This is a genomic window from Dongia sp. (assembly GCF_041909655.1).
In the GTDB taxonomy this organism is placed as follows: domain Bacteria; phylum Pseudomonadota; class Alphaproteobacteria; order Dongiales; family Dongiaceae; genus Dongia.
The window spans coordinates 430,542-444,797 of the sequence record NZ_JAYRDA010000002.1; the positions used below are offsets into that span (position 1 = coordinate 430,542).

A 14,256-nucleotide genomic window follows, 5' to 3' on the forward strand; every position below is an offset into this window, starting at 1 on the left:
TTTTAATAAAATCTACGAAACTTATACAATTGTGAAGCAAATTCGACCGCCGGGCCGCCCATAGAAAAACCCGGCCCTGGAGGGCCGGGTTTCGAAGTGATGGAAGATGGTTTCTGGGAGGATGACGTCGCGCGCTATTCGGCCGCTTTCTTGCGCATCGGATTGCGCGGATCCTGGGTCCAGTTGAGATAGGGCTTGCCGGTATTCTGCGGCACCATGGTGATGACGTTGGGCACCGGGCAGGCGTGGTAGCAGAGATTGCAGCCCACGCATTCCGCGTCGATCACCTCGTAGCGGCGCTTGCCGTCTACGCGTTTGGCCGCAATCGCCTGATGCGAGGTGTCCTCGCAGGCGACGTGGCAGAGACCGCATTGGATGCATTTCTCCTGGTCGATCTCGGCGATGGTCTTGAAATTGATGTTGAGATATTGCCAATCGGTGACGTTGGGCACCGCACGCCCCCGGAAATCCTCAAGCGTCCGATAGCCCTTTTCGTCCATCCAATTCGAAAGGCCGCTCGCCATTTCCTCGACGATGCGGAAGCCGTAATGCATGGCGGCGGTGCAGACCTGCACGTTGCCGGCCGACATCGCCATGAATTCGGCGGCGTCGCGCCAGGTGCCGATGCCGCCGATGGCCGAGATGGGAATGCCGTGGGTCGCAGGATCGCGCGCAATCTCGGCCACCATGTTGAGGGCGATGGGTTTCACCGCCGGGCCGCAATAGCCGCCATGGGTGCCCTTGCCATCGACGGTCGGCGTGGGCGCCATCAGATCGAGATCGAGCGAGCAGATCGAGTTGATCGTGTTGATGAGCGAGACGGCATCTGCCCCGCCCTTCTTCGCCGCCTGGGCGGGCTTCCGGATATCGGTGACGTTGGGTGTCAGCTTGACGATGACCGGCATGCGGCTGTGCTGCTTGCACCAGCGCGCGACCATCTCGACATATTCGGGCACCTGTCCGACCGCGGCCCCCATGCCGCGCTCAGACATGCCGTGCGGGCAGCCGAAATTCAATTCGATGCCGTCGGCCTCGGTTTCCTCGACGCGCTTCAGGATATTCTTCCAGCTTTCCTCCTCGCAGGGCACCATCAGCGAGACGATCATGGCGCGATCCGGCCAGTCACGCTTCACGCGCTTGATCTCCTGGAGGTTGATGTCGAGCGGGCGGTCGGAGATGAGCTCGATATTGTTGAAGCCGATCATGCGGTCCGGGCCGAGATGCATGGCGCCGTAGCGGGAAGAGACATTCACCACGGGCGGGTCTTCGCCGAGCGTCTTCCAGACGACACCACCCCAGCCGGCTTTGAAGGCGCGGACGACATTGTATTCCTTGTCCGTGGGCGGGGCGGAGGCCAGCCAGAACGGGTTGGGCGATTTGATCCCGACGAAATTGGCGCGAAGGTCAGCCATGTGTCCCTCCTCAGGGAAAAGCCGCTGTCATTTTTACTGTCATGCCCCGGCTTGGCCGGGGCATCCACGAGTTGCTTTCTTCATTCGCCCGCAAACTCGTGGATGGTCCGCCTTCGCGAACCATGACAATGAGAAACTTATGCATCGCCGCGTAAGAACGCGTCGATCGAGATTGCTGCGTCGCGACCGTCGGCGACGCTCTGGACGGTGAGGTCCGTGCCGGAGGCCACACAATCGCCGCCGGCGAAGACGCCTTTGAGCGAGGTCGCAAAATCCTCGTTGATGGCGATCTTGCCGCCGGACATGTCGAGCACGTCCTTGGCCTTGCCGTTCAAGGGATCTTTGACCAGTGTTTGCCCGATCGCCTTGAAGACCGTGTCGCAAAGGATGCTGAAGGTCTCGCCCGTTCCCATCAAACGGCCCTTTTCGTCGAGCTGGGTGTATTCGAATTCGATCTCGCGCACGGCGCCCTTGTGGCCATGGAGCTTCACCGGCCGCGCCCAATGCTTGATCCGCACACCATTCACTTGCGCAAATTCCTGCTCGTGATGGGTGGCGCTCATATGCTCCGGCCCGCGGCGATAGACCAGGGTCACATCCTCGGCGCCGAGGCGCTTCGACTGGATGGCGATGTCGATCGCGGTATTGCCGCCGCCGATCACCACCACCTTGCGTCCCACGGGGAGCGAGGATTTGTCCTTGGCCTGGCGCAGGCGCGCGATATAGGCGACGGCATCTTCGATACCCGCCATTTCCTCGCCTTCCGCGCCGAGGGCATTGACCCCGCCGAGGCCCATGGCGAGGAAGACCGCGTCGTAATCCTTGCGCAATTGATCGAGCGTCACGTCGCGGCCGAGCGCCATGCCGGTCTTCACCGTGATGCCGCCAAGCGCCAGGATGAAGGAAACCTCGGTCTGGGCGAAATCGTGCACGGTTTTGTAAGCGGCGATGCCGTATTCGTTAAGGCCGCCCAGTTTCTCGCGCGCCTCAAAGACCGTGACGTCATGGCCGAGGCGCGAGAGGCGGTGTGCTGCCGAAAGACCGGCGGGACCGCCCCCGACGACCGCCACCTTCTTCCCGCTCAAGGGCGCGCGGGTGAAGGGCTGCTTGCCGGCCGCGATCAGCGCATCGGTGGCATAACGCTGCAAGGCGCCGATCTCGATCGGCTTGTCCTCGGAATGATGCCGCACACAGGCATCCTCGCAGAGGATCTCGACCGGGCAGACGCGGGAGCACATGCCGCCCATGATATTGGCTTCGAGGATGGTTTCGGCGGCGCCGATGGGATCGCCGGTCGCAATCGAGCGGATGAAGCTGGGGATGTCGATGCTGGTCGGACAGGCATCGATGCAGGGCGCGTCGAAACAGTAATAGCAGCGGCTGCTCTCGACGAGCGCGCGCTTGGGATCCAGAGGTGGTTTGACGTCTTCGAAATTCGCCGCCACTTGGGCGGTGGTGAGGCGACCCGCACGGATGTCCGGCTGGGTGTACTCGCTCATCGGCGTGTCCTCCCGGTTGCAAACGCTTCCCTGGCCGGATCGCCGGTGTTGCCCTGTCACGCAGATGCGCGCGGACATTTCTATAGGATGGCGATCGGCTACCTATAAGTGATCGTCTAACACAATCTAACCGGTCGGTCAACAAAAGCTGACCGATTGGAAAGTTTTAACGGAGAAATCGGCGGAAGGTCAGGCGACGGGAATGACGTCGCCGGTATCCTTACGGAAGATGTGCATCTTCTCGATGTCGATCGGCACCGTCACCCGGTCGTCGGGTGCGGCGCGCATCGAGGCCGCCACCTGAGCGGTGAAGGCGGCATCGCCCAAGGTGCCGATGAGGAGCGTGTGCGGCCCCAGAGGTTCGACATCGCGCACGGTCAGCGTCACCTCGGCCGCGGCCCCCTGCCCCGTCACGGTGTGTTCGGGACGGATGCCGGCCACCACCGGAATGCCGATCGCCGATTGATAAGCGGCGACGCGGCTCGGCGGCAAAGAGATATCGACATTGCCGGGTGCCCGGAAGCGCAAGCCGCCATCGCCCGGCGCGATCTCGCCCTCGATGAAATTCATGGAAGGGGCGCCGATGAAGGCTGCCACGAAAAGATTGCGCGGGCGCTCATAGAGCGTGATCGGATCGGCAGCCTGTTCGATGCGGCCCCCGTTCATGACGACGACGCGGTCGGCCATGGTCATCGCCTCGACCTGATCGTGGGTCACATAGACCACCGTGGTCTGCAGGCGGCGGTGCAGGGATTTGATTTCGGTGCGCATCTCGATGCGCAATTTGGCGTCGAGATTGGAGAGCGGTTCGTCGAACAAGAACACATCCGGGTTGCGCACGATGGCGCGACCGATGGCGACGCGCTGACGCTGGCCGCCGGACAATTGCCCGGGCCGGCGCGCGAGATAGGGATCGAGATTGAGGATGCGCGCGGCATTCTTGACGGCGGCGTCGATCTCGTTCTTCGGCGTGCCGCGCACGCGCATGCCATAGCCGATATTCTCGGCCACCGTCATATGGGGATAGAGCGCGTAGTTCTGGAACACCATCGAGCAATTCCGGAGGCCCGGACGCAAGGTGGTCACATCCCGGTCACCGATGCGTACCGTGCCGGAGGTCGCCATTTCGAGCCCGGCGATCATGCGGAGCGTCGTGGTCTTGCCGCAGCCGGACGGCCCCACCAGCACGACGAATTCGCGCGAGGCAATTTCGAGATCCAGCGGCGGGATGACGGTGACGTCGCCGAAGGATTTGGTGACTCGTTCGAGGCTGACTCGGGACATGGCGAAATTCTTCCGGGCTTGCGTCTTAATATCTGAAAACGGATCCCGTTCCGGACCTGGCCCCAAAGATCGGGCAGTCCGGAACGGGATTTGGTCTAGCTTAAACCCACCGCCTTATTTCGGCGGCAGACCCATCGAGGCGCGGTAGGCCTTGAGCTGGCCTTCGCGACCGAATTCGTCGGTCAGACGATTCCATTCCGCAGCCACGGTGTCGAGCGCCTCCTGCGCGGTGACTTCGCCCGCCAGAGCCTTGGAGAGTTCGATCTCCACGACTTCGGTGTAGTCGAAGTAATGCGGCAGACGCATGTCGAGCACGACGTTCTCCGCCGCCAGCGAATCCGCCTGGCCGGCGAGGTATTCCTTGGCTTCACGCTCGCTGAAGAGCGACTTCCAAAGATCCATGTTGGTGGTGTGCGAGACACGGTAGGGATTGACGCCGGTACCGCCGGTGACCGCCGCCTTGCCCGAGATGTCCGGGCTGGAGAGGAACTCGACGAAGTTCCAGGCCGCTTCCTGCTTCTGCGAGGATTGGGGAACGGCCGCCTGCCAGCCGCCAAACGCCATGAAGGGCGATTGGACGATGTTGTCGAACTTCTTCCATTCCTTGGTCTTGTAATCGTAGATCTCGTTGGAGCCCGGCAGCACGGCGGAGCCGACCTTGCCGGAGATCTTCGATTGCTTCGGGTCGGCGGCGATGACGCCGGTATCGCCCCAGCCGATCGACTGGGCGACCTGGCCGCCGGCCACGGCCGCGTTCACTTCGCCGAAGGAGAAGTTGAGCGCGTTGGGCGGCGCCAGCTTCGAGGATTTCACATATTCCTCGAGACCACGCACCCAGCCCGGATTGTTGATATTGGCGTCCATGGTGTCGGGATCGAAGAACATGGCGCCCGGCTGGCCCGGGATGTTGGTATAGGCCGCGGCATGGCTGAAGAAGAACCAGAATTGCTGGCCGCCGCGACGATAGGCTTCCGCCGTGCCCCACAAGCCCTGATCCGGACGCGTGAAGAATTCGGCGATGTCGAGATATTCCTTCCAGGTCTTCGGCACGGCAAGGTCATAGCCGTATTTCGCCTTGAAGGCCTCCTGTTCCTTGGGATCCTCGAAGAGGTCGATGCGATAGGTATAGGTGTGGACGTCGCCATCGATGGTCTGCGACAGGGTCTTGCCGTTCCAGACCATGAGCTGTTCGCGGTAGATCGGCGCGATGTCTTCCCAGGCAGCACCCTGGCGCATGGCTTCCGGCACTTCCGAGAGGAAGTCGGTGAAGTCCGGCGACCAGGCCGGGGCGAAGGTGATGACGTCGAAGGTCTCTTCGCCGGAGACCAGCGAGGTGACGATCTTCGGATAGAGTTCCGACCAGGGGAACTCGACCACGTTCACCTTGCCGCAGGTCTTCTTGGCCCATTCCTCGCCGGCCGATTGCAGCGCCGAGGCAATATAGGGACCGGTCTGCGAGGCGGCGGTGAGCGTCACGCCGGTGTAATCGGGTTGGCATGCGCCCGTCGCCGGCGCTGTTGCTGTCTGGGTGGCGGCCTCCTCCGTGCTGGCCCCTGTTGTCGCCGGCGCGGTTTCCGTCGTGGTTGTGGTTCCGGAAGTAGCCTGCGCCTCTTCCTTCTTCTCCTCTTCGCCACAAGCACTCAAAGTGAGCGTCAGCGCAATTATCGCTGTCGCTCCAAGCAGCATCTTTCTCATGTTGTCACTCCCATTTTCTCTTCGTTGCTTGGTTGGTTTCGCAGATTCTAGCAATTCTCAACTTTCGCTTAGGCGGGTCATTTAATAGCCCCGAGCAGCAGGCCGGACCGCATCAACCTGCTCAGGATCGCCGCCATGACCATCATCGGGATGATGGCAATCAAGGCGGCGGCCGAAATCGACCACCATTCGTCGCCGCGCTGGCTGTTCTGGCCGGCGACGAGGATGGGGAGGGTCTGCCAATTGGCATTGGTGAGAAAGAGCGCGAACAGGAACTCGTTCCAGACGAAGGCCAAGGTGATCATGAAAGTGGCGACCAGGCCCGGCATCGACATGGGGAGCACGATACCGGTGAAGATGCGCCAGGAGGGGACGTTGTCGACCATCGCCGCCTCCTCGACCTCGATTGGAAGTGCCGCGAAGAAGTCGCGCATCAGCCAGATGACGATGGGGAGCGAGAAGGCGACATAGGCGATGGTGAGGCCGAAATAGGTGTCGGTGAGCTTGAAACCCATGCGGCCGATTTCCGAATACATCAGAAAGAGCGCGAAGGCCGCCACCACGGGCGGGAACATGCGCTGGCTGACGAACCAGAAGATGATGTCGTCATTGCCGAGCACGGGGCCGGGCACCTTGAACCGGTTGGTGACGAGCGAGAGCACCAGCGCCAGGACGAAAGCCACGATCATGGCCAGCGCGCGGCTCCAGCCGAAGACATTGCTGCCGAGGAGATAGCCGCCCATCGCCACGACGAAGAAGACCAGGCCGGCGGCCAGCTTGACGCGGAACACGAAGCGCACCAGGGCATAGGCCGCCATGGCGCCGATCGCGGTCGCGATCACCGCCGCCGAGAGGCTGACGATGGTGGAGGCGATAAAGGTGTTGAAGAACTCGCCGCGCACGCCGCCGAACAGCTCGCGCCAGGCCTGGAGCGAAGGCTCGAAATCGATGAAGGGCAGGAAGGTGGCACCACCCACGACCGAAAGCGAGGTCTTGAACGAGGTGATGACGACCCAATAGATCGGAAAGAGCGTGAAGGCGAGCCAGAAGAGGCAGCCCAGAAGCGCCCAGATGCGGGATCGGCCCTTGAGATTGCGGATGCTCATCGATGCTTCGCCAGATGGGGTTTCAGGATCGCGAGATAGACCACACCGATCACGGTGATGGTGATCAGGAAGAGGAACGAGAGGGCCGAGGTGTAGCCGAGATTGAACTTCTTGAAGCCCTCCTGATAGGCAAAGAGGGTCAAGGTCTCGGTCGATATACCCGGACCGCCGCCCGTCATCACGAAGACGGTATCGATGATCTTGTAGCTTTCGATGAGGCGGATGAAGACCACCGCGGCCGAAATGGGGAGCATCATCGGGAAGGTGATGCCCCAGAATTGCTGCCACTTGCTGGCATTCTCGAGTGCCGCCGCCTCATAGACGTCGTCGGGCAGAGTCTGCAGCCCGGCGAGCAGCATCAGGATGATGAAGGGCGTCCATTGCCAGACCTCGACCGTGATGATGGCCCCCAAGGCCCAGTTCGTCTGGGTGAGGAAGGGGAGATTGGGAAAGCCGATCAAGGCCATGAATTCGTTGAGCGGGCCATTGGTGGGGTTGAAGACCTGGCGCGCGATCAGGGCGACCGCCACCGGCGCGATCAGCATCGGCAGCAGGAAGCCGACGCGGAACAGCTTCTCGCCCGGCACCTTGGCATGGAGGGCGATCGCTACCGCAAAACCGATCACATATTGAAGAGCCACCGAGATGAAGGCGATGATCGAGGTCGTGAACGTCACCTGCCAGAAACGTTCCGCCGTGATGAGCTGGATATAATTGTTGAGCCCGACGAAGCGCGGCGCGCCGCTGCCCAGCAGTCGGTAGCTCATGAAGCTGGTGGTCAGCGAGTAGATCAGCGGAAAAATCGAGATCGCCAGCACCACGATGAGTGCCGGCCAGATGAAATAATACTTGATCGGATCGTTCCGCATGTCTTTCTACCTTGCCAGCAATGCGTCGATTTCGGCGCGTTTGGGCATCGAAGGCGCCGTGCCACGGCGGGTCACGGAAATGCCGGCGACCGCGCAGCCGAAGCGTACCGCGTCGGCCGGGCTGGCACCATTGGCGATCGCGGCGGCGAACCCGCCGACAAAGGCATCTCCGGCGCCGGCGGTATCGATCACCGTTCCGGCCGCCATCGCGGGGACATGGGTCGAGCCTTCCTTCGAATGCAGCAGGGCGCCGCGTTCGCCCAAGGTGATGAGCGCGTTCTTCGCCCCCTTGGCGAGCAGGACATCGCCAGCCTTCTTCGCCGCCGCGAGATCGGTGAGTTCGAAACCGACCAGAGCCGCCGCCTCGCTCTCATTGGGGACCACGTAATCGCAGAGCGGATAGATGGCATCCGGGAATTTCTCGGCCGGGGCCGGGTTGAAAATGGTGATGACGCCGGCCGCGCGCGCGATTTCGAGCGCACGCTGCGCCGCCGCCACGGGCTGCTCCAATTGCGTCACGAAGACTTTGGCGCCGCGAATGACATCGGCCGCCGCATCGGCATCGGCCGGCGAGATCGTGCCAGCAGCACCCGGATAGACGATGATCGCGTTCTCGCCGGTCCTGTCGTTGACATGAATGAAGGCGACGCCGGAGGGATCCTGGTCGGAGATGCCCACCTTGGCGTCGATGCCCTCTTCCTTCCAGGTCTTCTGCGCGATCTCGCCGAAGGCGTCCTTGCCGATCTTGGAGAGGAAGGTCACCTTGGCACCGGCGCGGGCCGCCGCCACGGATTGGTTGGAACCCTTGCCGCCCGGCCCCATCTTGAAGCCGGAACCGGCTATGGTCTCGCCCATCTTCGGCATCCGGTCGCCCATGAAGGCAAGATCGGCGACGAAGATGCCGAGGATGACCACGCCCTGTTGCGATGTACTAGCGCTCATGATGTCCGACTACTTCGCTTACTTTGCTTCGGGCGGAATGACGCCCTTGGTGAACATGAAACAGCCATAGAAGCGCCGCTCGCCGGTGGCGATGACGCAATAGGATTGCTTGGCAAGTTCGTAGAAGGCCATGCGCTCGACCGGGACCAGCGGCCAGGACTTGCCCTCGGCGCGGTCGATCTCGGCCTGCACTTCCTGCTGCACGGGCGGCACTTCCTTGGGAGCACCCACGATTTCCATGCGCATGGCGGCATCTGGAATGAAGGTATCGAGCGGCATCACCGAGAGGAGCGCCCGGGTCGCTTCCGCCGTCGTGGTATTGTCGATGCGCAGCAAGCCGCCCAGCACGGTCTTCTTGGCGATCGAGGCCGCCGGAAAATTGGTGTCGCAGAGGACCAGGCGATCGCCATGACCCATGGCGCGCAGGGCGTAAAGCACATCCGCATTCAACAGCGGATCGATGTTCTTCAGCAATTTCCGTCCCTCCCCTCGTCTTCTTTTCGCGTTTAACCGGATCGAGCCGGCCGAACTCCCAGCACTCTATTCACTGGGCACTCTATTCACTCGCCATAGGGAATCCAAATGTTCTTCACCTGCACGGCATGCCGGAGCAGGATCGGCCCTTCCGCCGCAGCGGCGTCGAACCAATCGGTCACGAGGCCGTGATCGGTGAGCAGGCGTTTGAGGTTCCCAACCGAGAGGCGCTCGGCCGTGGCGGACAGTTCCGCCGCGCCGAAGACCCAGAGGGCATCGACGTCGTCATGCTCGGCCAGGGTCTTGTTGAGGTCCCTGGCGGCGCCGGTGACGATGTTGATGACACCCGCCGGCACATCCGAGGTTTCCAGAATCTGGTAGAAATCGGTGGCGCTCAGCGGATGTTGCTCCGAGGGTACCACGACGACACGGTTGCCCATGGCGATGAGGGGCGCTACGAGGCTGATGAAACCCAGAAGCGGCGCCTCGTCCGGGCAGATCACGCCGACGACGCCGATCGGTTCGTTCATGGCGAGCGCCACGCCGCGCAAGGGTGGCTGATGCACGGCACCTTCATATTTGTCGGCCCAGGCGCCATAGGCGAAGAGGCGCTCGATGCTGACCTCGACTTCCGCTGCGGCCTTCGCTTTCGAGAACCCGGTCATCGCCGCGATGCGGGCGGCGAATTCTTCGGCGCGGGCCGAGAGGTTTTCGGCGAGGTAATAGAGAATCTGGGCGCGGTTATGCGTCGTCGCCTTCGACCAGCCTTCGGCGGCGCGGGCGGCGGCGACGGCGTTGCGGATGTCCTTGCGATTGCCCTCGCCCACTTCGCCGATCTTCCGACCCTTGGGATCGAGGATCGCGCGGGAATAATTGCCATCTGGGCGCGCCTGCTTGCCGCCGACGAAGAGCTTCGCCGTGCGATCGAGATGCGGCAGGCCGAAACCATCCTCGGCGGGCTGCGCCGCCGGCAAGGTGCTGGCGATACGCGGCTTCCGCTTCGCCCAGGCCTTGGGCTTCATGTATTCATAGGCACCTTCGCGGCCGCCCTCGCGGCCATAACCGGATTCACGGTAGCCGCCGAACCCGACCGCGGCGTCGAAAAGATTGGTGGCGTTGATCCAGATGACGCCGGCCTGCAATTTCGGCGCGATGTCGAGAGCAAGACCGATCGTCTCGCTCCAGATGCTCGCCGACAATCCATAGCGCGTGTTGTTGGCGAGCATCACGGCCTCATCCGGCGTGCGGAAAGTCATGCTGACCAGGACCGGGCCGAAGATCTCCTCGCGCATCACGCTCGCGGCCGATTGCACATTGCTGAGCAGGGTCGGCGGATAGAAGCAGCCGCCGCTGGGGAGTGGAATGTCGGGCTGGAAGAGATCGGCACCTTCGGCGACACCCGCCGCCACCAGGGATTTGATGCGCTCCAATTGCACCGGCGCCACCACGGCGCCCATATCGATCGCCTTGTCGAGCGGGTGACCGACACGGAGATTCTGCATGCGGTGCTTGAGGCGCGAAAGGAAGGTCTCGGCGATGCCTTCCTGGACGAGGAGGCGGGAGCCGGCGCAGCAGACCTGGCCCTGGTTGAACCAGATGGCGTCGACGACACCTTCGATGGCGCCGTCGATATCGGCGTCGTCGAAGACGATGAAGGGCGATTTACCACCGAGTTCCAGCGTCAGCGACTTGCCGGAACCCGCCGTTTTTTCGCGGATGAGCTTGCCGACTTCCGACGATCCCGTGAAGGCAATCTTGTCAATGCCGTCATGGGCGACGAGCGCCGCACCCGTGGCACCATCGCCGGTCACGATGTTGAGGACACCCGCCGGGAGGCCGGCATCCGCCGCGATCTCGGCAAAAAGCAAGGCGGTCAGGGAGGTGAATTCGGCGGGCTTCAGCACCACGGTGTTGCCGAGGGCCAGAGCGGGTGCCACTTTCCAGGCCAGCATCAGGAGCGGGAAATTCCAGGGAATGATCTGGCCGACGACGCCCACCGGCACCTGATCGGCGAATTCGCTCGCCTGCAATTGCGCCCAGCCGGCATGGTGATAGAAGTGGCGCGCCACCAAGGGAATGTCGATGTCGCGGGTCTCGCGGATTGGCTTGCCGTTATCGATCGCCTCGACCACCGAGAGCAGGCGGCCATGGCGCTGGACCGCGCGCGCGAGGGCATAGAGATGCCGCGCCCGGGCATGGCCGCTGAGCTTCGCCCATTTCACTTGCGCCGCGCGCGCCGCAGAGACCGCCGCATCGATATCGGCGGCGCTGCCTTGTGCCACGCGGGCGAGCTTCGCGCCGGTCGCAGGTTCGGCGGTTTCGAAATACTGGCCCTCGGCCGGCTTCACGAAAGCGCCGGCGATGAAATGGCTGAAGCCGGTCTCGTGCTTCTTCAGCCAGGCACGGGCCTCGCCGTCGGCTTCCGGCGCCGGACCATAGGACATTTCGTCGAAGTAGCGGGCGACTGACATATGCTTATCCCACGGCGTGACGGTTATAGGCCGAATAGCGGCCGGTCACATGATGTTCCAACTGGCGTTCGATATCGGCAAGGAGGCTTGAGGCACCAACACGGAAGAGATGCGGCTCCAGCCACTCGCGGCCCAGTTCCTCCTTCATCAGGATCTGGTAATTGAGCACGTCCTTGGCAGCGGAAATGCCGCCCGCGGGCTTGTAGCCGATCTTGAAACCGGTCCGTTCCTGGAAGGCGCGGATCATGCGGATCATGATGAGGGTGACGAGGAGGGTCGCGTTGACGCCTTCCTTGCCGGTCGAGGTCTTGATGAAATCGGCGCCGGCCATCATGCAGACCAATGAGGCGCGCGCCACATTGCGCAGGGTCTTCAAATCGCCGGTCGCCAGTATGGCCTTCACATGCGCGTCGCCACAGGCGGCGCGGAAATCGCGCATCTCGTCATAGAGCGCCTGCCAATTGCCGGTCAGCACATGCTCGCGCGTGATGACGATGTCGATTTCGCGGGCACCGTCTTTGACCGAGGCTTCGATTTCCTTGAGCTTGATGTCGTGGGGGACGAGCCCCGCCGGGAAGCCGGTCGAGACCGCCGCCACCGGAATGCCACTGCCTTCCAGGGCCGCGACCGCGGTCTTGACGAAGCGGTGATAGACGCAGACGGCCCCAGTGGTGAGGCCGCGATCCGCCATGCCGAGGGCGGCGAGGATGTCCGGGCGCACCGGCGATTTCGCCTTGGCGCAGAGGCGTTCGACCCGCGACGCGGTATCGTCGCCATTGAGGGTGGTGAGGTCGATGCAGGTGATGGCCTTCAACAGCCAGGCGGCCTGGGCGTCCTTCTTGACCGTGCGGCGGCCCGGCAAAGTGGTGACCCGGCGTTCGGCGGCCGAAAGATTGACGCGGACATCGCGCACCCAGCCGAGATCGAGCGGCATCGCTTCGTTGCGCGGCACCAGATTGTGGCCCGCCGCCTTGCTGCTTCCCGTTATTGGCGCGATCTTGAGATCAGCCATCTTGCTATCACCCGAAGGGCGCGGCGGCGCGGCGATGATAGGGCGCAGAGATCATTACGCAGCCCAGGCGTGCCATGCACGCCGGGATATGCCCCTGATCCTCCCACTATCACGCCGTTTTCCGACGCTTGTTACTATTCTATCAAAATCTGATCGAGTTATGACATCGCCCGATCCGAGCGTCAAGCCGCATCATCCGGCGCTTTCGCCCCGTTTTCTGTGACAATCGAGCGAAAATCGCCGAGCTTGGCGAAGAAAGCGGGCTTCACGATGCCGAACTTGCTGGAATCCACGACCAGATGGCTTTCGATGGCGCCCGAGATCGCCTTCTGCTTGATCGGCACTTCGTGGAAATGCGAGCAACTGGCGCCCCGGTGGAGATCGATTCCGCCCGCCGAAATGAAGGCCTTGTTGATGCCGAGCCGCCCCAGGGGTTCCAGCCATTCGCCGCTGGCAAAGGTGGCGGAGGCCGGGTGATAGATGCCCCCCAGCAGGATCATCCGCACATTGGGCTTTTCGGCCAGGCATTGGGCGACGTTGAGCGAATAGCAGATCGCCGTGACCGGCAGATCCGCCGGTATTTGCTGGGCCAGATGCACCAAAGTCGAGCCGCAATCGATGAAGATCGTGTCGTCGGGCTTGATCAGGCGAAGCGCATGTCGGCAGGCGGCGAGCTTGGCGCCGGCATGGCTGTCAGCCTCGCGGTCGAGTTCGTAGGCACCGCCGATATCATCGGCGCTGACGATATGGCCGCCAAGATAGGTGAAGCGCTCGGGATGCGCGCTGACATCGCGCCGCACGGTCATTTCCGAGACACCGAGGAGCGTCGCCGCATCACGCAGATGCAGCACGCCCCGCCGCGCGACGGCGTCGGCCAGAGCGTCAACGCGCCCCATCCTGCGGCTCGACATCGGTGGTTTCTCCCTGACAGCAGCCCGCCCGCGATACGCGGCGGGCCCATCCATCCACGTGTTACGGCCCGCGGTTCATCCACGGTGCCGGGACCGATGAGACCCGTAGCATCGCGACCGTCTGGGGTCTCGTCAACCCTGAAATGTGATTATTCTAACATTCTTCACAACAAGGCTACAGGAACCCACTTCACTGGCGCCGGTTGGGCATGGATAGCCACCGAAAGGATTCCGCCATGCCGGAGAGCAAGAAAATCGACGAATATCGCCGCGCCCTGCACGATCTTGCCAAATCGCCAGGGAGCCGCAAGCCGCAGGACCGCCAATCGGCGCCCGAGCGGGATCTGGAGGGCAAGGCCGCCAAGCTGGGGCTGGAAATCCAGGGCGAGGAGAGCAAGGGCGCGCCGAAACCGGTCCGGAACAAACCGGTTGCGCCCAAACATTAGCGCGTGTGGCGTGGGTTTTACCCTTGCCCTGCCTCGGGCGTTGTCATTATGACAACGTATAGCCCACGCATAGGAACGCCGGGATGGGGTTCGAGCCGGAATTCCGCTGTGGGGCACGCAGGACGTCACGGCTTC

At 62.7% G+C, this 14,256-nt stretch carries 12 protein-coding genes; 1 reads left to right on the plus strand and 11 read right to left on the minus strand.

Annotated elements, in window-relative coordinates:
- Positions 1-134 precede the first annotated feature (134 nt).
- The 11 genes from preA to ACE3PR_RS05175 form a co-directional block, all read right to left on the minus strand.
- Positions 135-1,412 (minus strand): NAD-dependent dihydropyrimidine dehydrogenase subunit PreA, encoded by a 1,278-nt coding sequence (preA, locus tag ACE3PR_RS05125; protein ID WP_374368892.1) that lies wholly within the window; start codon positions 1,410-1,412, stop codon positions 135-137.
- A 137-nt stretch (positions 1,413-1,549) separates the two neighbouring features.
- Complete coding sequence (locus tag ACE3PR_RS05130) at positions 1,550-2,911, minus strand: NAD(P)-dependent oxidoreductase (RefSeq protein WP_374368894.1); 1,362 nt, start codon at positions 2,909-2,911, stop codon at positions 1,550-1,552.
- A gap of 189 nt (positions 2,912-3,100) precedes the next feature.
- Positions 3,101-4,195: an ABC transporter ATP-binding protein gene (locus ACE3PR_RS05135; protein WP_374368896.1), complete on the minus strand. Its 1,095-nt coding sequence runs from the start codon at positions 4,193-4,195 to the stop codon at positions 3,101-3,103.
- A 114-nt stretch (positions 4,196-4,309) separates the two neighbouring features.
- Positions 4,310-5,890 (minus strand): extracellular solute-binding protein, encoded by a 1,581-nt coding sequence (locus tag ACE3PR_RS05140; protein ID WP_374368898.1) that lies wholly within the window; start codon positions 5,888-5,890, stop codon positions 4,310-4,312.
- Between the two features lie 77 nt (positions 5,891-5,967).
- Positions 5,968-6,996: a carbohydrate ABC transporter permease gene (locus ACE3PR_RS05145; protein ID WP_374368900.1), complete on the minus strand. Its 1,029-nt coding sequence runs from the start codon at positions 6,994-6,996 to the stop codon at positions 5,968-5,970.
- A complete protein-coding gene (locus ACE3PR_RS05150; protein WP_374368902.1) occupies positions 6,993-7,865 on the minus strand; it encodes a carbohydrate ABC transporter permease in 873 nt (290 codons plus the stop codon). The genes ACE3PR_RS05145 and ACE3PR_RS05150 overlap by 4 nt, the downstream gene beginning before the upstream one ends.
- Before the next feature lie 6 nt (positions 7,866-7,871).
- A complete protein-coding gene (rbsK, locus tag ACE3PR_RS05155) occupies positions 7,872-8,807 on the minus strand; it encodes a ribokinase (RefSeq protein ID WP_374368904.1) in 936 nt (311 codons plus the stop codon).
- Between the two features lie 18 nt (positions 8,808-8,825).
- Positions 8,826-9,281 (minus strand): RbsD/FucU family protein, encoded by a 456-nt coding sequence (locus tag ACE3PR_RS05160; protein ID WP_374368906.1) that lies wholly within the window; start codon positions 9,279-9,281, stop codon positions 8,826-8,828.
- A gap of 86 nt (positions 9,282-9,367) precedes the next feature.
- A complete protein-coding gene (locus ACE3PR_RS05165) occupies positions 9,368-11,752 on the minus strand; it encodes an aldehyde dehydrogenase family protein (RefSeq protein WP_374368908.1) in 2,385 nt (794 codons plus the stop codon).
- A 4-nt stretch (positions 11,753-11,756) separates the two neighbouring features.
- Entirely contained in the window at positions 11,757-12,764 is a 1,008-nt protein-coding gene (deoC, locus tag ACE3PR_RS05170) for a deoxyribose-phosphate aldolase (protein ID WP_374368910.1), read from the minus strand.
- 182 nt (positions 12,765-12,946) lie between these two features.
- Complete coding sequence (locus ACE3PR_RS05175) at positions 12,947-13,675, minus strand: DeoR family transcriptional regulator (RefSeq protein ID WP_374368912.1); 729 nt, start codon at positions 13,673-13,675, stop codon at positions 12,947-12,949.
- Positions 13,676-13,911: 236 nt separating this feature from the next.
- Here ACE3PR_RS05175 and ACE3PR_RS05180 point away from each other — a divergent pair, with 236 nt between their 5' ends.
- Positions 13,912-14,121, plus strand: a complete 210-nt coding sequence (locus ACE3PR_RS05180) for a hypothetical protein (RefSeq protein WP_374368914.1) — start codon at positions 13,912-13,914, stop codon at positions 14,119-14,121.
- The last annotated feature ends 135 nt before the right edge of the window (positions 14,122-14,256 follow it).